General features: G+C 66.2%; 24 protein-coding genes. All 24 read left to right on the top strand.

The window, feature by feature from the left end:
• Positions 1 to 27: 27 nt before the first annotated feature.
• The 24 genes from EIH26_RS07915 (at position 28) to EIH26_RS07805 (ending at position 17129) form a co-directional block, all read left to right on the top strand.
• A complete protein-coding gene (locus EIH26_RS07915; protein ID WP_124061651.1) occupies positions 28 to 762 on the top strand; it encodes a hypothetical protein in 735 nt (244 codons plus the stop codon).
• Positions 763 to 764: 2 nt separating this feature from the next.
• A complete protein-coding gene (locus tag EIH26_RS07910; protein ID WP_124061650.1) occupies positions 765 to 1982 on the top strand; it encodes a DNA cytosine methyltransferase in 1218 nt (405 codons plus the stop codon).
• 82 nt (positions 1983 to 2064) lie between these two features.
• On the top strand, positions 2065 to 2361 hold the full coding sequence (locus EIH26_RS07905) for a hypothetical protein (RefSeq protein ID WP_124061649.1): 297 nt from the start codon (positions 2065 to 2067) through the stop codon (positions 2359 to 2361).
• A 2-nt stretch (positions 2362 to 2363) separates the two neighbouring features.
• Positions 2364 to 2651 (top strand): hypothetical protein, encoded by a 288-nt coding sequence (locus EIH26_RS08465; RefSeq protein WP_206424706.1) that lies wholly within the window; start codon positions 2364 to 2366, stop codon positions 2649 to 2651.
• The gene (locus EIH26_RS07895; protein ID WP_124061648.1) at positions 2648 to 2962 is read left to right on the top strand and encodes a hypothetical protein; all 315 of its coding nucleotides are present in this window, start codon (positions 2648 to 2650) and stop codon (positions 2960 to 2962) included. Before EIH26_RS08465 ends, EIH26_RS07895 begins: the two co-directional genes overlap by 4 nt.
• Complete coding sequence (locus EIH26_RS07890) at positions 2962 to 3222, top strand: hypothetical protein (RefSeq protein WP_124061647.1); 261 nt, start codon at positions 2962 to 2964, stop codon at positions 3220 to 3222. The genes EIH26_RS07895 and EIH26_RS07890 overlap by 1 nt, the downstream gene beginning before the upstream one ends.
• Before the next feature lie 47 nt (positions 3223 to 3269).
• Entirely contained in the window at positions 3270 to 3503 is a 234-nt protein-coding gene (locus EIH26_RS07885) for a hypothetical protein (RefSeq protein ID WP_124061646.1), read from the top strand.
• Positions 3500 to 3931, top strand: coding sequence for a hypothetical protein (locus EIH26_RS07880; protein ID WP_124061645.1), 432 nt, complete (start codon positions 3500 to 3502; stop codon positions 3929 to 3931). Before EIH26_RS07885 ends, EIH26_RS07880 begins: the two co-directional genes overlap by 4 nt.
• 179 nt (positions 3932 to 4110) lie before the next feature.
• Complete coding sequence (locus EIH26_RS07875) at positions 4111 to 4905, top strand: hypothetical protein (RefSeq protein ID WP_124061644.1); 795 nt, start codon at positions 4111 to 4113, stop codon at positions 4903 to 4905.
• Positions 4906 to 4915: 10 nt separating this feature from the next.
• Complete coding sequence (locus tag EIH26_RS07870; protein ID WP_124061643.1) at positions 4916 to 5110, top strand: hypothetical protein; 195 nt, start codon at positions 4916 to 4918, stop codon at positions 5108 to 5110.
• Positions 5107 to 5487, top strand: coding sequence for an HNH endonuclease (locus EIH26_RS07865; RefSeq protein ID WP_124061642.1), 381 nt, complete (start codon positions 5107 to 5109; stop codon positions 5485 to 5487). Before EIH26_RS07870 ends, EIH26_RS07865 begins: the two co-directional genes overlap by 4 nt.
• 147 nt (positions 5488 to 5634) lie before the next feature.
• The gene (locus EIH26_RS07860) at positions 5635 to 6087 is read left to right on the top strand and encodes a hypothetical protein (RefSeq protein ID WP_124061641.1); all 453 of its coding nucleotides are present in this window, start codon (positions 5635 to 5637) and stop codon (positions 6085 to 6087) included.
• Positions 6071 to 7735 carry a terminase TerL endonuclease subunit gene (locus EIH26_RS07855; protein WP_124061640.1) on the top strand — a complete coding sequence of 555 codons (1665 nt, stop codon included), beginning with the start codon at positions 6071 to 6073 and terminating at the stop codon, positions 7733 to 7735. The genes EIH26_RS07860 and EIH26_RS07855 overlap by 17 nt, the downstream gene beginning before the upstream one ends.
• 10 nt (positions 7736 to 7745) lie before the next feature.
• Positions 7746 to 8903, top strand: coding sequence for a phage portal protein (locus EIH26_RS07850; RefSeq protein ID WP_124061639.1), 1158 nt, complete (start codon positions 7746 to 7748; stop codon positions 8901 to 8903).
• The gene (locus EIH26_RS07845; protein WP_124061638.1) at positions 8903 to 9700 is read left to right on the top strand and encodes a head maturation protease, ClpP-related; all 798 of its coding nucleotides are present in this window, start codon (positions 8903 to 8905) and stop codon (positions 9698 to 9700) included. Before EIH26_RS07850 ends, EIH26_RS07845 begins: the two co-directional genes overlap by 1 nt.
• Before the next feature lie 15 nt (positions 9701 to 9715).
• Complete coding sequence (locus EIH26_RS07840) at positions 9716 to 10915, top strand: phage major capsid protein (RefSeq protein WP_124061637.1); 1200 nt, start codon at positions 9716 to 9718, stop codon at positions 10913 to 10915.
• A gap of 18 nt (positions 10916 to 10933) precedes the next feature.
• The gene (locus tag EIH26_RS07835) at positions 10934 to 11221 is read left to right on the top strand and encodes a hypothetical protein (protein ID WP_124061636.1); all 288 of its coding nucleotides are present in this window, start codon (positions 10934 to 10936) and stop codon (positions 11219 to 11221) included.
• On the top strand, positions 11214 to 11846 hold the full coding sequence (locus tag EIH26_RS07830) for a hypothetical protein (protein WP_124061635.1): 633 nt from the start codon (positions 11214 to 11216) through the stop codon (positions 11844 to 11846). Before EIH26_RS07835 ends, EIH26_RS07830 begins: the two co-directional genes overlap by 8 nt.
• Positions 11846 to 12166, top strand: a complete 321-nt coding sequence (locus EIH26_RS07825) for a hypothetical protein (RefSeq protein WP_124061634.1) — start codon at positions 11846 to 11848, stop codon at positions 12164 to 12166. The genes EIH26_RS07830 and EIH26_RS07825 overlap by 1 nt, the downstream gene beginning before the upstream one ends.
• Positions 12159 to 12524, top strand: a complete 366-nt coding sequence (locus EIH26_RS07820; RefSeq protein WP_206424705.1) for an HK97 gp10 family phage protein — start codon at positions 12159 to 12161, stop codon at positions 12522 to 12524. The genes EIH26_RS07825 and EIH26_RS07820 overlap by 8 nt, the downstream gene beginning before the upstream one ends.
• Positions 12525 to 12607: 83 nt before the next feature.
• The gene (locus tag EIH26_RS07815; protein WP_124061633.1) at positions 12608 to 13186 is read left to right on the top strand and encodes a major tail protein; all 579 of its coding nucleotides are present in this window, start codon (positions 12608 to 12610) and stop codon (positions 13184 to 13186) included.
• A gap of 37 nt (positions 13187 to 13223) precedes the next feature.
• Positions 13224 to 13592, top strand: a complete 369-nt coding sequence (locus EIH26_RS07810) for a hypothetical protein (protein WP_124061632.1) — start codon at positions 13224 to 13226, stop codon at positions 13590 to 13592.
• Positions 13582 to 13749, top strand: a complete 168-nt coding sequence (locus EIH26_RS08395) for a hypothetical protein (RefSeq protein WP_164471030.1) — start codon at positions 13582 to 13584, stop codon at positions 13747 to 13749. The genes EIH26_RS07810 and EIH26_RS08395 overlap by 11 nt, the downstream gene beginning before the upstream one ends.
• Before the next feature lie 2 nt (positions 13750 to 13751).
• A complete protein-coding gene (locus tag EIH26_RS07805; protein WP_124061631.1) occupies positions 13752 to 17129 on the top strand; it encodes a phage tail tape measure protein in 3378 nt (1125 codons plus the stop codon).
• Positions 17130 to 17189 lie beyond the last annotated feature (60 nt).

Here is a 17189-nt window from a genome sequence, read left to right as displayed (position 1 = left end):
GGATGTGCGGACGGAAAGGAGCTGGCAATGGGAAAGACGATAGAGCGGATGATCGCCGACGCGGTGAACGACGAGGCCATGGAGAGGATCGTGGTCGACTGCGTCGAAAAGTCGGTGAGGGACGCCATCGACGCCGCGCTCGGATGGAACAGCGCGTCGCGGAAGGCGATAACCGAGAGGATCGACGCCGTGATGGCCAAGGCGATCGAGCGCCACGACTTCAAAGGCTACGCCGTGAAGCTCGAGGACGCGCTGACCGAGATCGTCAACAGGACGGCGCTCAGAGACAACGCGGCTCTGCTCGATAACTTCAAGGGGCTGATGGTCGAGCCGGATAAGGGCTCCGTTACCGTCACGGAGCTGTTCGAGGCGTACCGCTCGCACGTGGCGGATCATGTTGACACGTCGGAGCTGGAAATCTGCACAGACGACGATCCGTCGTACGAGGCCGTGACGGCGAGGGTCGAGCTGATCGACGATGACCGGCTCCGGTGCGGCTCCCTGTTTCGCAGCGCCGTGCTGGAGTTCTCGTGCGAAGAGGACGAGGGCCTGGCGGTGTCCGTTCCCATCAGCTCTTTCGGGAACGAGGACGTTTGGCGGATCAGGTACGAGGGTTTCCGCGTCTCCGACCTGAAAAGGCTCTCCAAGTTCGACGTCCTCCTCGCGAGGCTGTCCCGCGCCGACGCGAAGCTGGTCGCGGACGTTTCGGGCATGGCGGACTCGGTCGAGCCGACCGCCCAGCCGGAATGCGACTGGCGGTAGCCGTGAGGTACGTCAGCCTGTTCAGCGGCATCGAGGCCGCTACCGTGGCATGGGAACCGCTGGGATGGCGGCCGGTCGCGTTCAGCGAGGTGGAGCCGTTCCCCTGCGCCGTCCTGGCGTACAGGTACCCGGAAGTGCCGAACCTCGGGGACGTGACGAAAGTGGATTGGAAGATGTTTCGCGGGAAGGTGGATCTGGTGGTTGGCGGGAGCCCGTGCCAGTCCTTCTCCGTGGCGGGCAGGAGGGAGGGTCTGAAAGGTGAGTCAGGTCTCATGTTCGAGTTCGTTCGATGCGTTCGCGAGGTACGCCCTCGATGGGTTCTTTGGGAGAACGTCCCGGGAGCGCTGTCGAGCGAGGGCGGGGAGGCTTTCGGATGCCTCCTGCGGGAGCTGGCCGACGGCGGGGGTTATGGGCTCGCGTGGCGCGTTCTTGACGCGCAATTCTTCGGAGTGGCCCAGCGGCGCCGCCGTCTCTTTCTTGTCGGACGTGCTGGAAACGGGTTCCGAGAGGCTTGCGGGGTACTCTTTGAGCCCGACTGCCTGTCGGGGGATTCTGCGGCGAGCCGAGCGAAGAGGCAAGAGCTTGCCGCCGATACTGCAGGAGGCGCTCGCGGAGGCGATCGCGCTCGGGTAGCGGGCTTCTGCGCGGGCAACACGGCGGGCGCAGGGTCGATAGGCTACCGCGAGGACGAGTCGCCGACGCTGCGCGGAGGGGCGTCCGGGACGAACCAGGTGCCGACCGTGTGCATCCAGACATCGCACACGGACGCGAACGGATCGAACGTCTGCTCGGACGGGACGTCCTACACGCTCGACTGCGCCACGTCGCCCGCCGCCGCCGTCACGGAGGGCCGCGCACCGACCCAGACGGCCCCGCAGGACGGGCGGCCGCCCGTGGTGTGCATGGCCGACGCCAGCGCCAACGCCGCGATCGACGATGACATGTGCGGATCGCTCAAGGTCGGCGGTTCGGCCCCGCTTGTCGCGCACGGCGGAAGGCGCTACACCGTGAGGCGCCTCACGCCGCGCGAGTGCGAGCGGCTGCAGGGCCTCCCCGACGATTGGACGAGGATACCCTATCGCGGCAGGCCGGCCGACGAGTGCCCCGACGGCCCGCGCTACAGGGCGATCGGCAACAGCATGGCCGTGCCGGTCATGAGGTGGATCGGCCGGAGGATCGAGGCGGCGGACGCGGCGACCGCCGGGAAGGGGGGGCTATGAGATGCGCGGACGAAGAGCGGCGCGGGGCTCGCTGGCGCTAGGCGTGCGAAGACGGAAGGGCAATCAACGAAAGGAAGCGACGATGGAAACCATCAACATCAACGGCAAGGATTACGTATCGGTCGAGGACGCGCCCGGGGTCGTGGAGAGCGACCACGTGTGCGTCATAGCCACGAACGGCTGGATTTTCGAGGGATACGCGGTATCCCGGGAGGGCGGGGCGGTCACGCTCGCGGCCGCGTCTGTGGTGCGCCGATGGGACAACGGACGCGGCATCGGCGGCCTGGCGAAGGCGGAGCACAAAGGCGATTACACGCTCGACCCGTGCGGGACGGTGCGCGTCTGCGCGGTGGTCGCCGAGATCGCTCTGGAGTGGTAGCGGTGGATGCCCGGAACGGCTACGGCGACGGCTACGGCTGCGGCTGCGGCTACGGCGACGGCTGCGGCTGCGGCAACGGCTACGGCGACGGCAGCGGCTACGGCAGCGGCTGCGGCGACGGCATCGGCGACGGCAACGGCGACGGCTACGGCTTCGGCGACGGCTACGGCGACGGCAACGGATGCGGATACGGCAGCGGCTACGGCGACGGCGACGGCAACCGTCCGTATTTCGCCAGCGGCAACATCTCAGGGGCCGCAGCGGTGCTCGATGCGGAGGCGGGAAGATGACGTCGGCGCAGCCGAGGCCCTGCCCGTTCTGCGGCGGGGAAGCCGAAACGTCGATGACCAAAAACGGATATTGGAGCGTCCACTGCACCGATCCCGACTGCTTCGCGAAGATGGTCGGATCGCATCGCGGATTGACGGAGGCGATGTGGGACAGACGGGCGGATGAGCGAACGTGCCGCATGAAGGACGGCGTAGGCGTGACCATATGCTGCCGATGCGGCGCGCTCGTCAGCAAGAAGGCCGTGAGCACGCTGACGGAGTTCATACCGGCTCGGTTCTGCCCGAACTGCGGCGCGAGGGTGGTGGGCTGATGAGCAATCCCAACGTAACGGTGTATACCGACGATGAGCGGATAGTCGCGGACGCCAGGCGGATGTTCAGGGCGAAGACGGCGATGTACGCCGCCCTGGCGGCACTGAGCCTCATGGCGTCCGCCGTGCTGGTGTTCGCAGCGTTCTCGCGGCCATCGACGCCCGTGGTGGTCGAGCAGCGGATACACGGCGGCGCGACCGCGCTGGTTCTCGACTACGGGGGCGAGCGCTACGTGATCGACGTCGAGGAGGGAAGATGAAGGCGAGGGAATGGACCGCCGCCGAGGACGACGTCCTCAGGCGTGCGATGGCGAGAGGCTGCGGGCCGTACCGCGCCGCCCGCGCCCTGGCCGACGAGCTGGGAGCTTCGGTGAGTCCGGACACCGTCGAAAAGCGCATGTCGGAGATCGCCCTGCCCGGGCCGAAGGCTCCGCGCGAGCACGGCTCGGGGCGGCTCGGCTACTGCGCCTGGTGCGGCAGGCTGCGCGTGCTGCGCGACCTCCGGTGCCTGGAATGCTCGCGGGACGGGGCCGTGCGATGAGGGCGCGGGAGTTCTTCGAGGAGGTGCGCGACGACGTGGTGGAGCTGGGCGGCCTGCTGATCGTCGCGTCGGAGGGCGGCGACGACTGGCGCGGGCCGGGCGGGTCGGTCGGGTCGTGCGGCGTGCCCGACCCGACGGCGGGGGCCGCGATGTACAACGTCGCCGTGCGCAGGGTCGCCCTCGCCCGGATCAACCGCCGTATCGGAGAGCTGACCCGCACGGTCGGCTCGGCGCTCCGGATGCTCGACGGGCTGCGGGGGGCCGACCCCGACGCCGCCGCCGCGATAGAGCTGAGGTACGTCGACGCCCGCGACGAGGCCGACAGCGCCGAGGCGCTGGGCCGCTCCGAGCGCCACGTGCGCCGCCTCGTCAACCGGGGGTTCGCGTGGATCGATCGGAGCGGGCTCTTGCAATGTCCCCTGAAATGAGGGAAAATGCTAGTGCGTCTTATTGGGCCATCGGTTATCCGGTGGCCCTTTTTGATGCCCCGACGGGGCGCGGGACGGCGGGCGATCCTCCTTTCTCGCTCGGCTGCCAGGCCAGCGCCCCGCCGTCAGATCACCATGGGCCGTCCGTCGCGGGCGGCCCTCGTCATATTGGGGGCGTTTTGGCAAAAGGCGAGACTTACGAGCAGTTCGTCGAGAAGTTCGAGACGAAGCTGACCACCGACGACTGCTATACGCCGGAACCGGTGTACGAGGCCGTGGCGGGTTACGTCTCCGAGCGCTACGGCATCCCCCGTTCCGACATGGTGCGCCCGTTCTGGCCCGGCGGCGACTACCGGTCGTTCGACTACCGGCCCGGGTGCTGCGTCGTGGACAACCCGCCGTTCTCGATCCTGGCCGCCATACAGCGCTTCTACCTCGACCGAGGGATAAGGTTCTTCCTGTTCGCGCCGTCGCTCACGTGCCTCTCGGCGCGGTCGGTGGCGATGGAGGTCAACCATCTCGTCTGCGATTGCGGCGTCGTCTACGAGAACGGGGCGAACCCGAAGACGTCGTTCGTCACGAACATGGACCCGGGAACGGTCATGGAGAGCTACCCCGAGCTGACGCGCAGGGTCGAAGCCGCGAACAGGGCGGTGACGAAGGCGAGGAGCCTCCCGAGGTACGGCTACCCGCCCGCCGTCGCCACGGCCGCGATGTTCCAGCGCTACGCAAGGCACGGCGTGCGCCTCGTCGTCGGCGCGGCGGACTGCATGCACGTTTCGAGGCTCGACGCGCAGCGCGAATCCAAGAAAGGCATCTTCGGCGGGGGGCTGCTGCTCTCGAAGGGGAAGGCGGCGGAGCATTCGGAGGCCGCCGACGCCGTTGACGCCGCGCGGCTGGCCGCCGAGGGCGCGGCCACGATCGTGTGGGAGCTGTCCGATCGCGAGGTCGAACTTCAGGAATCTCTAGGTTAGGAGCGGAGCCGTGGGCCAGCACGAACTCAGATGCTATATCGCCGAGCGCTGCGCCGACGTCGATTCGGCGTTCGCGAGGGCGTGCCGCATCGCCCTGGGCGTCCCGTTCAGGGGGAGGCGCGGTGGGTGCGCGAGGTTCCAGGCCGACCGCCGTTACCGGGGGATGGACGCGGCCAGGCGGCAGAGGCGCGGGTGCTGCTGGTGACCTACGCCAAGCCGCCCGGCATGGGCTTCCCCGAATGGATAGAACATCTGTTCGCGACGGAGCGCTGCGCCAGGAAGTTCTACAAGTCGCTGGCGTGGCGCCGCAAGAGGTCGGAAGTCCTCGCCCGCAACCACTGGGAATGCCGCGACTGCAAGGCCAAGTCGCCCGCGCGATACGCTCGCGCGGACACCGTGCATCACGATCGGTTTCTCGACAAGCGCCCAGACCTCTGCCTGTCCGACACGTGGACGGACGGCAGGGGCGTCGAGCGCGAGCAGCTGATTCCTCTGTGCCGCGACTGCCACGAGGCGAGGCACGGCCGCACCGAGGGGGCCGCCGCTCGCCGGGAGGCGTTCACCAACGCAGAGCTTTGGTAGCGGATTTTTATTACGGAATAATAAAAACGTATCACCCCTGTTCACACCCCCCATCCCCAAACCCCTTCGGGAAAATCGGGCGGGGGACCGGCGCAGGGGCCTCGACTTTTCGATTTTGCGGCCTTTTTCGCCAGGGGAGGTGGACGCATGCCGCGCAGGAAGGAACCAGTATCCGTGCTGGCCGAGAAGGGCTCGTCCCATCTCGGAAAAACAGAGCTCCAGAGACGCAGGGAAGCGGAATCGCCGCCCCCGCTCACGCAGATAATCATCCCCGACGACGTGAAGACGGAAAAGGAACGGCAATGGTACCTGCTTCACGCCGATTGGCTGGACAAGCTGGGGATCTGGGGAACGATATACGCCCGCCCGCTTGCGGAATTGATGCACGTCATCGAGACCGAGAAGCAAGCTGCCGAACGAACTAAGAAAGCGGTGAAGCGCGGCGATCTGCAGAACGCGGAACGCTGGAGCCGCATCCAGGAACGAGCCTTCAAGCAGGAGAGGGCGCTGCGCTCCGAGCTGTGCCTCACGCCCGGGACGATAGCCAGGATTCCACCGCGAACGCGGGAAGAGGCCGGTATCGATGTCAGCGACGTTTAGGCCGCGAATCCATAAGCGAATCGACGTACCGGAGATCACCGCGTGGCTCCGGGCCGTCGAAACGGGCAGGTACGTCGCAGGCAACGACCAGAAGCTGCTGGCCGCGTTCGTTCGGCTCGTGTTCCGAACCGAAAAGCTGTTCGTTGATAAAGAGCGGCTGGCCACGTATCTAGGCTATCAGCGGTTCTTTCCGTTCCAGCTGGACGATTGGGAGAGGTTCCTCGTCGCGCTGTGGCTATGCACCTACAGGGAGGATGGGCGGCCGCGCTTCAGAGAGCTGTTCTGCTACCTGGGTCGCGGTTCCGGTAAGAACGGGTTCATCACGTTCTGCTGCTTCTGTCTGACCTCGAAGGGCAACGGCATCGAGCGCTACAACGTCGATATCTGCGCCACAACCGAGGCGCAGGCGATGACCAGCTTCAAGGAGCTGAAGGAAGACGTTCTGGAGAAGCCCGGCAACAAGCTGAGCAAGGCGTACCGCTGGACGGGCACCGTCATCCAGAACGTCGCGACGAAATCCGAGGTCGCGTTCTACACCAAGAACCCGGACAGCAAAGACGGACTTAGATCCGGTTGCGTTGTCTTCGACGAGGTTCACGCCTACCCAGACCAGCGCAACATCGGCGTTTTCAAGACGGGTTTGGGCAAGAAGCCGCACCCGCGCATCCTGTACTGCACGACCGACGGAAACATCAGGGACGGTGTTATCGACGACCTGAAGAAGAGGGCGCGGGCGATCCTGAACGGCGGGCAGCCGGACAACGGCATGCTCCCGTTCATGTGCTGCATCGATTCGGCTGACGAGATAGCCGACGAGCGCAACTGGCACAAGGCCAACCCGCATCTGCGGTTCAACCCCGACCTGCTGGACGAGATCCGGGGCGAGTACGAGGATTACAAGCTCAACCCGATTGCGAACCCCGATTTCATGACGAAGCGCATGAACTTCCCGGTCGGCCGCGTCGAGCTGGAAGTCGCCAGCTGGGACGACATCCTGGCGACCAACCGGCGGCTGCCGGAGCTTTCCGGCATGCCGTGCGTCGTAGGTATCGACTTCGCTCGGACGACCGACTTCGTCTCGGCGGTGATCCTGTTCCGCAAAGACGGGATGTTCTACGCGCGGCACCATTCGTGGTTCTGCACGAACTCGAAGCATCGCGGGGCGATCAAGGCGCCGCTGGAGGATTGGGAGGAACGCGGCCTGATCACCATCGTGGACGACGTCGAGATCAACCCCGATTTCGTCACGCGGTGGGTTTTCCGGCAGTCGCTCGAGTTCAACGTCCAGTGCGTGGCGATCGACGATTACCGTTACACGATGTTCCAGCGGCAATTGGAGAACGTCGGATTCTCCGCGAAGGAGAAAACCGTTTACCTCGTCCGACCGTCGGACGTGATGAGGATCCAGCCGGTCGTCAACTCCGCGTTCGTGACGCGCTCGATCGCGTGGGGCGACGACCCCGCGATGCGCTGGTTCACCAACAACGCGAAGCTCGAACCCGCCCCGAACAACAACTTCAAGTACGGCAAGATCGAGCCGAAGGGCCGCAAGACGGACGGCTTCATGGCGTTCGTCGCCGCCATGGCAATAAACGACAAAATCCCGGAATACGCGCCCACGGAATGGGCCGACGTGCTCACCTACTAAGGAGCTGACATTGGGAATCATCAGCCAAACACTGTACGACTGGTTGGGGAGGCGCATCGGCGGCGACGGCCCCGCCGATGCGATCGCCCTGCAGGCGACCACGGCGGCGACGCATATGGTCGCTTTCAAGATCGCGGTGGGCTACGTTTCCGCCGCCATCTCGAAGGCCGATTTCAGGGTCTACCGAAACGGCAAGTTATCTATCGGCGATGAGTGGTCGTATCTTTGGACGGTCGCGCCGAACGCGAACGAAACCGCGAACAAGCTCATATCCGACGCGGTCATGGACATGTTCGCAAGCGGTTCCGCCATCGTCGTTCCGCAAGGCGGCCGCCTGTACCGCGCCGAGCCCGCGAAGCCGTCGAAGCCCGTTCCCCTCGGTTCCGACGTCTATACGAACCTGCGCGTTAGAAACGCCAACCTCCCCGGCCCGTTCGGCTCCTCCGACCTGTTCGTGTTCGAGATGGGCGACCCCGACATCCACGGGCTCGTCCAGTCGATGGGGGCGCAGTACGCGCAGCTCGTCGCGGCCGCTTCGGATTCGTTCGTGTTCGACGCCGGTCGAAGATACAAGATGCGCATCGAGACGGCTCAGGGAGGAAGCGAGGAAGAGCGGCGAAAGTACGAAGAATGGGCGGGGAAGAACCTCCGCGCGTTCTTCGATGGTCGGAACGCCGTCCTTCCGGAGTTCAAGGGCCGCGAGCTCGTCGAGTTCGACAAGTCCACGGCCGCCAAGCGGACGAGCGCGGATTTCGTCGCCCTCCGCAAGGACTGCTTCGAGGCGGTTGCCACCGTGATGAAGATGCCCGTCTCCATGCTCTACGGAAACGTTAACAACTTCGGCCAGGTGCACCAGTCGTTCCTCTCCTACGCCGTCGCCCCCGTCGCCTCGATGATGGAGCACGAGCTGACCGCGAAGGTGTTCGGCTTCGACGGATGGAGGCGCGGCGACAGGTTCTCTATCGACCTCTCGCACGTGAAGCACGTCGATCTGCTCGACGCGGCGCAGGACGCCGAAAAGCTCATCAGCAGCTCGCTCATGTCGCCCGACCAGGTCATGACATTCCTCGGCCTCGACCCTCTCGGCGAAGAGTGGTCGAAACGGCATTACATGACACGCAACTACTCGCCCGCGGGCGAGGGATTCGCCGAAGGGGGTGAAAACTAATGGCTAAACGCTTCTTCCAGATGGTCGAAGGGCCGACCAGCGCGGAGATCGTCATCTACGGCGACATCTGCTCGTATCCATGGGAGGAATCCGACGTTTCGAGCTGGGGGCTCTCCCAGCGCCTCGCGGCGCTGCCGGACACGGTTGAGAGCATCATCGTGAGAATCAACAGCTACGGCGGCGAGGTCGCCGAGGGCGTGGCGATCTACAACGCGCTGAAAGCGCACAAGGCGAAGATCAGAACCGTTTGCGACGGATTCGCCTGCTCTATCGCGTCGGTCGTCTTCATGGCGGGCGACGAGCGCATCATGAACGAGGCGTCGCTGCTCATGATCCACAACGCATCGACCCGTGCGGCGGGCGATTCGAGCGCGCTGCGAAAGACGGCTGACGACCTCGAGACCATCACCGGGCTTTCGAGGGGGATCTACCTAGCGGAAACCGACCTCGACGAGGAGACCATCGCCCGGATGATGGACAACGAGACGTGGCTCACGCCCAAGTTCTGCGTCGAGCACGGATTCGCGACGGGAACCGAGCAGACTGCGGCCAGCGGGGCGACGCAGTCCGCGCGCTTCGATGCGACGAGGCTCGTCCGGCACATGACCGAGCAGCTTCACGGCGCGGAGAAGGACAGCGCAAGCGACCTGAAAGCCGCCCTCGAAGCGGCCAGCGCGAAGATTGACGAGGTCCTGCAGGCCGTCGAAGCGCTGCGGGGGAACCCCGCGCAAGCCGCCGACGGCGGACGATCCGCCGACGCAACCAGGAAACTGGCCGATTTCTTCGGCCGAATCTAGACGAAGGGAAACCACATGACAATCCAGCTCAACAAGGCCCGCGAGGCGGGCGCGAAGCTCTACCAGGCCTTCGAGACCGAGGGCGCCGACCGCGCGGGCGCGTTCGAGGAGTTCGGCGCCGCAATCGCCGCCGACGTGACCGAGCAGTTCAAGGCCGCCCAGGCCGCCAACGACGCCGCCGTGCTGCAGGCCCGCGGGTTCCGCACCCTCACCAGCGAGGAAACCGCGTACTACCAGCGCGCCATCGACGCCCTGACCAGCGTCGAACCCAAGCAGGCGTTCGCCGCCATGGGCGACAACCTCATGCCGATCACCGTCATCGAGGACGTTATGCGCAACATCTCGAAGGCGCACCCCCTTCTCGCCCGCGTGAAGGCCGTCCCCGCAGCCGCGCTCACCCGCTGGGTGCGCAACCGCGACAAGGGCCTGGCAGCAGTCTGGGGCGAGCTCAACGGCGAGATCGCCAAGGAGATCACCTCTGCTTTCGACGTCGTGGACATCAAGCAGGGCAAGCTCTCCTGCTTCGCGCTGGTTTCCCAGGACATGCTGAAGCTCGGCCCCGTGTGGCTCGACGGCTACGTGACCACCGTGCTTTCAGAGGCCATCGCCATCGGCCTCGAGACCGGCCTGATCTCCGGCAACGGCATCAAGGGCCAGCCCGTCGGCCTCGACCGCGATATCCACAACGGCGTATCCATCAGCTCTTCGACCGGATATCCCAAGAAGCAGGCCGTCGCGCTCGCCGACTTCGGCGCAAAAGCATACGGCGCCGCCGTCGCCACGCTGATGAAGGACGAAAGCGGCAAGGACAAGGCCGTCGATATCGTCAACGGAACGTCGCTCGCGCTCATCGTGAACAACAACACCTATCTGACGAAGGTCATGCCCGGCGTCCGCGCCCAGGGATTGGACGGCGTGTACCGCGACAGCTTCCCGGTCGCAACCGAGGTCATCCCCTCCGTGGCCGTTGCCGATGGCGAGGGCATCTTGGCCCTGCTCGACGAATACGAGATGTTCGTCGGCGCGGATCGCGGGATCGAGTTCAGCGACGATGCCAAGTTCCTGGAAGACCAGCGCGCGTTCAAGGTCGTGACCTATGCGGCCGGCATGGCGTATGACAACACCACCGCAACCGTGCTCAACCTCGCCAACGTCGCCGAGGCCGCCGTGCCCGTGAAGGTCAAGGGCACCGTGTCCACCAAGGCATCGGCTTAATCGAGGAAGGGGGGCGGAATGACCGACGAAGAGCTGTTGGCGAAAGCCAAGCGCAAGCTGAACATCACGTGGAGCGATGAAACCACCGACGCGCGCGTCAAGGACGCCATCGAAGCCGCCCGCCCCCGACTCGCCCACCTCATCGGCGTGGACGCGGAGAGCGGGGTTCTGGAGAGCGGCGAGGAGCTGGGGCTTTTGATGGAGGCCGTTTTCTACGCCTTCAACGACGCATCGGACGAGTTCGCGCGGAACTACGCGCCCGACGTCCTGCGCCTGCGCATGAAGCACGAGGCTCACGATGCTTAGCAGGCGGCCCGTGTTCCCCCGGCTGGTGGACGGGGTCGCCCGTTCCGTCGATGCCGACGGCGACTGGGCGACCGTCGGCGCGGACTTCTCGGATCCGGCCGTCGCCGGTTCGGGCGGCTTGACTCTCGCCTTCGCCCACGCATCGAGCCGCCAGCAAGACCAGGCGTTCGCTTCGGGCGAGGGGTTCGCCTTCGAGCGCAAGATCAAGGTGAGGAACGCGACCGGGCTGATCGACGTCCGGCTCGTCGCCATCGGTGACGGGGTTTACGAGGTCGGATACATCGACCGCGACCGCGAGGGGTTCGCGTACCTGTTTTTGGAGCAGCTGCGCACCGCCGGGAAGGTCGTCCTGCTCGAAGATGTTAAGGAATACGACGAAATAGGGAACCTCATCGACAAACCGAAGCGAACGCCCGTGTTCGCGCGCGACGATTCGAAGGCCGCCCGTTCAAAGGGCGTCGAAGCTGGCCAGCGCAGGACGCCGAAGTCCGTCACGGTCAAGCTGCGCGCGATCGACTACGGCGACCAGCGCAGGTTCGAGCGCGGCGGGCAGGCGTTCGACGTTTCCGCCGTGAGCGTGGCGAAGGGCTGGGCGACGGTAACCGGGATCAGGGAGCTTGGCTGATGGACGCTAAAGGGCTGAAGAAGCTGCTCGAAGCCACCGGGATGGGCGTCTACTACGGCCATTTCACGGGCGAGCACAAAATGCCGTACCTAACCTACCGCGAGGTCATGACGATGGACTTCAGCGCGGACAACCGCGCGCTGAAGCGGTACCGCCGATACGATGTCGACCTCTACACGAAGGGCAAGCAGACGACGGCCAACCGCGCCGTCGAACGGCTATTGGACGACGCCGGAATCCGGTTCCGCGCGCTCGAATACGAGGCGCGGGACGGCGCGTTCGTCCAGACGGTCTACGAGATAAGGCTGGCGGATGAGTGAGAGGGAGATCGGGATCAGCGACCTCGGCGACGCTCTCGAGATCGTGTTCTCCGAATACATGGACGACGTCCGGAAGGCGACCGAGAGGGACGTCAGAGCGGCGGCGAAGCTAACCGCCGACGAATTAAAGCAGACCTCGCCGAAGAAAACCGGCGAGTACGCAGCCGGGTGGGGCGTCCAGGTGAAGAGGCCGCACAGCGGATCGACGGTCGCCGTCGTCAAGAACCGCAAGAAGCCGGGCCTCACGCACCTGCTCGAGAAGGGCCACGGGGGCCCCGCCCCCGCACCGGCCCATCCGCACATCGAGCCCGCCGCCGAGCGCGGCATGGCCGAGCTCGCCCGCCGCATGTCGGTCTAGCGGCGAGACGCAGCGAAGAAACCAATGCAGCCGAGGGCCGCCCGCACGGGGCGGCCCTCCCATTTTCAGAAGGAGAAGACAGGATGGCAGCGAACCAGAACAAGGTCCAGTACGGCCTTTCCAACGTGCACGTCGCGTTCGCGAAGGGCGACGGCTACGACGCCCCGATCCACGTCCCGGGCGCGGTGCAGCTCACCGCAGACCCCGAGGGCGGCGAGAAGGTGTTCTACGCCGATAACACGACTTACTACGTCGTCAACAAGAAGGACGGATACAAGGGCTCGCTCGAGCTGGCTCTGTTCCCCGAGGCGGTGCGCGCGCGGATGCTCGGCGACTACATCGACGCGAGCGGGCACTACGTTGAGGACGCAAACGGCAAGCCCGAGCACTTCGCGCTGCTCGCGCAGGTCGAAGGCGACGTGTCCGAGCGGGGCATCTGCTACTTCGACGTGGTGGCCGCCCGCCCCAAGTCGGAGAACAAGACGGCAGAGGGCGACGTCGAAGTCCAGACCGAGAGCGCGGACATCTCCATGCTCAACAAGCGCTTCGCCGACACGGGCGTGACCACGCCGAAGATGGTCGTCCACAAGGAGGACGCCGACTGGACGACCTTCTTCACGAAGGTGCCCGCCCCCAAGGCCAAGACCGCATCAGAGTCGTAGGGTGCGGCGCGAACGGATATGGGGCCGCGAGCTTGCCATGGTCGGCGGCCCCTACACGCTCGTGGTCTGGTCGAGGTCGCACGGCGGGGACTTCCTCTCCGCCGTGGCGGCGGCCCAGTCCAAGGAGCGCATCGACGTTTCCGACTACCTGGAGTTCGCCTGGGCGATGTGCGCGGCGGCGGACGGCGGCGCGCCTCCGTTCGAGGAATGGTGCGCCGAAGGCTGGCCGGACTTCGACCTTGGGAAACAGGGAGCGGGGGACGTGGCGTCCGTGATCTCGTCCGCGATCGTCGCGGAGTTCTTTCCCGGCTCGCAGGCCCGAGGCGGCGCGCTGCGGCGCGCCCGCAGGCGCATCGGCGCGGCGCTCGGACGGCTTCGACGGCCACCGCGCCGTCATGGCGCTTAGGCGGCTGGGCTTCTCGATCGAGGAGGTGCGCCGCATGAGCTGGGCGGACTACGTGGTCTACGGGGATGTCCTCGCGGAGTCGTTCGCGGAGGCCCGCAGGGAGGGGCCGACCGTCAGGAAGGCGACCCAGGAAGACATAGACAGGCTGATGGGATAGCGATGTCAGACGTTTACAAAGGATTGACCATCAAGCTGGCCGCCGACGGCTCCGCGCTGTCGGCGGCCCTCTCCGACGCGAAGCGGCAGGCGAAGGGCACGGGGGCCGAGCTGAGGAACCTGCAGAGGGCCCTCAAGCTCGATCCCGGCAACGCCAAGCTGCTCGCCGAGCAGCAGAAGTCGCTGCAGAAGCAGCTGCAGGCGTCCACCGACAAGCTGAAGCTCCTCAAGCAGGCCGAGAGCGAGATCGGCGAGGCGAACATGAGCGGGGAGCAGTGGACGCACCTGCAGGCGGACATAGTGCTCACCGAGCAGCGCATCGCGCAGCTCAACTCGAAGATCCAGGAGACGAAGGCCGCCCTGGCCGACGCGCCCGAGCGCAACGTCTTCTCGCGGGCGGGCGAGGCCATCGAGGCCCGATCGGAGCAGTTCGAGGCGGCGGGAAAGAGGATATCGTCGGTCGGCTCGGCCCTCACGCGCACGCTCACGCCCGCCATCGTCGGCGCGGGGGGCGCGTCGGTCGCCGCCGCCGTGAAGATCGACACGGCCCTCACGGGCGTGCGCAAGACGGTGAACGGAACCGAGGGTCAGTACCGGGCGCTCAAAGCGTCGGCGGTCGAGTTCTCGAAGGTCAACGCGGTCTCCGCCGACCAGGTGCTCGACATCCAGGCGCTCGGAGCGCAGCTGGGGTTCGCCATCGACGAGCTGGACGGATTCGCCCGCGTCGCGAGCGGCCTGGACATAGCGACCGACATGGACGCCGAGACCGCCGCGACGAACATGGCCCAGTTCGCGAACATCACGGGCATGGCGCACGACCAGATAGAGAACTACGCCTCGTCGATCGTGGAGCTCGGCAACAACATGGCGACGACCGAGGGCAGGATCTCGGACATGTCGATGCGCACGGCGGCGGCGGGAAAGCAGATCGGGCTGTCGCAGCCGCAGATCCTGGGTTGGTCGGCGGCTATGGCGTCGCTCGGCATCGAGGCCGAGGCGGGCGGCACGGCGTTCTCGAACTTCGTGTCCTCGATCGACGCGAGCGTCTCGTCGGGCGGGGAGTCGCTCGAGGCGTTCGCGAAGGTCGCCGGGATGAGCTCGGACCAGTTCGCGGCGTCGTGGAGACAGTCCAGCAGCGACACCCTGCAGGCCCTTCTGAAGGGGCTTTCCGGGGCCGACAACATGACGCTCGCCCTGCAGGGCATGGGCGTCGAGGGCGTCAGGCAGTCCGACGTGCTGAAGCGCCTCGCCGGGAACACCGACCTCGTATCCAAGGCCCTCGGCCACGCGAACGACGGATGGAGGGAGGGCAAGGCGCTCTCCGCCGAGGTCGCGAACAGGAACGATTCGCTCGCCGCGAAGCTCGAGATGCTGAAGAACAGGCTCGTCGCGATGGCGGACGAGTTCGGCGCGCCGCTGGCGGACGCCCTGCTCGACGTCGTGGAGCAGGCCGCGCCGCTGATCAAGCAGATCGAGGCTGGCGCGCGGGCGTTCTCGGAGATGAGCGGTGACGAGCAGCGCGCCGTGCTGCAGACCCTCGCCCTCGCGGCGGCCCTCGGGCCGACGCTGAAGGTCGTCGGAGACGGCGTCGGGAAGGTCGGGAAGTTCGGCGCGGCCGTGAAGACGTTCGGCAACGTCGTGTCCGGCGCGGAGAAGGCGACGCTGGGGTTCAAGGCCGGTCTCGCGGGCCTCGGCGTCGCCGCCGTCGTGGCTGTCCTGGCCGTGGCGTACAGCGAGTGGCAGAATTACAATCGCGCCGTAAAGGAGGCGGCCGAGATAACGGAGGGCCTGTCCAACGCCGAGGGCGCGGCCGCTTCGGCCCTGTCGGAAACCGCAGGGTCAGCCGACGACGTGGCGCCCAGGATGGGGGCCGCGAGGGAGGCCGTAGACGACCTCCGCAGCTCCATGCTCGATATGGCGCGCGGATGGAAGGACGCGTGGACGGACCTGCTCGGGACGAAGACCGAACTGGACAGCTACGTCGCGACGCTGGGCGAGCTGCAGGGGCAGTCGTCGCTCACCGAGGTCGAGCAGAACAGGCTCAAGCAGGCCGTCGAGGGCTACAACAAGATCACGGGCGACTCGATCTCGATCACCGACGCGGCAAACGGCAAGCTCGCCGACTCCGAGGGAAACGCGATCAAGAGCACCGACGCGATTAAGAAGAACGCCGACGCGTGGTACGAGAACGCCCGCGCCCAGGCGTACCAGTCGCAGGTCTCCGACCTTATGAAGGAGCAGGTTAAGGCACAGGACGCCATGACCAAGGCTCAGCAGGAGTACAACGCTGCCTACGATTCGTACTGGAAGACGGCCCCCGGCGACAGGACCGTCGCCCAGGAGAACACCCTTAGAAGCTCAAAGAAGGCGCTCGACGAGGCTAAGGGGTCCTACGACGGCATAACCGGATCGATCAAGACGTATTCGGCCATGGCGTCGGTGGCGAGCCAGAACACGCTCGCGGTCATCAACGCAAACTCCGATCTTTCCGCCAAGCTCGCCGACGCCGAGCTGTCGGCAGCATCGCTGTCCAACGGGCTCTCGGCTATGGGCGTATCGGCGGAGCAGGCCGGGAAGCTGTCCACGGAGCAGATGGTCGGCCTCGCGAATCAGATCAAGGAGATGGACGCCCTCAAGATCGATCCCAAGACGTTCACGGTGGGCGACGACGGCACCATCGCCGACGCCCTGGGCCGCGTCTGGGACCTCGACGCCAAGACGATCGACGGCAAGCACTTCACCGTCAACGACGACGGAACCATCAGCGTCGAGGGAACCGACATCGACCACCTGGACGCCAAGCAGGTCGCAGAAAAGCCGTTCGCCGTCACCGACAACGGCACGGCGGGCAAGGCGGCCGCGAAGGTCGCCGACGTGCACGCGCGCAAGATCGGCAACAAGCAGTTCGCCATCAGCGTGCTCGACCGCGCGACGAGCGCCATCGAGGGCATCAGGAGCAGGCTCGCCTCGCTGTCGGGCGCGTCGGTCAACATCGGCGCGCACGCGGCGGGCGGCGTGTCGCCGTCCAGGATCAGCATGATCCCGATGCACGCCGACGGCGGGATCGTCACGCGCGCGACGATGACGAGCGCCGGGATCGTCGGCGAGGACGGCGCCGAGGCGCTGCTGCACGGCCCGAGCGGCAGCGCGATAGTGCCGCTCACGAACAGGACGTACGTGCGCCCGTTCGCGCGGGCCGTGGCCGACGAGATGCCGCAGGCGGCTCCGGTCGACACGTCGGGGATCGAGCGCAGGCTGGACGCGATCTCTGAGCAGATCGGAAGCGCGGAGGTCCTCATAGACGGGAAGGCGGCGGGCCGCATCATCGCGCCCATCGTCGACGAGCGGCTGGGAGCCGAGAAGGAGGCGATGGCGAGGTGACGCTGTACGACATGACCATCGGCGGGGAGAGCCTGCGGGAGCGCACGGGCGCGGTGGCCG

Origin of the sequence: Gordonibacter sp. Marseille-P4307 (assembly GCF_900604965.1) — a bacterium.
Classification (GTDB): domain Bacteria; phylum Actinomycetota; class Coriobacteriia; order Coriobacteriales; family Eggerthellaceae; genus Berryella.
The sequence above is the reverse complement of the archived record's forward strand: the minus strand, read 5'-3'. Positions and strand labels throughout refer to the sequence as shown.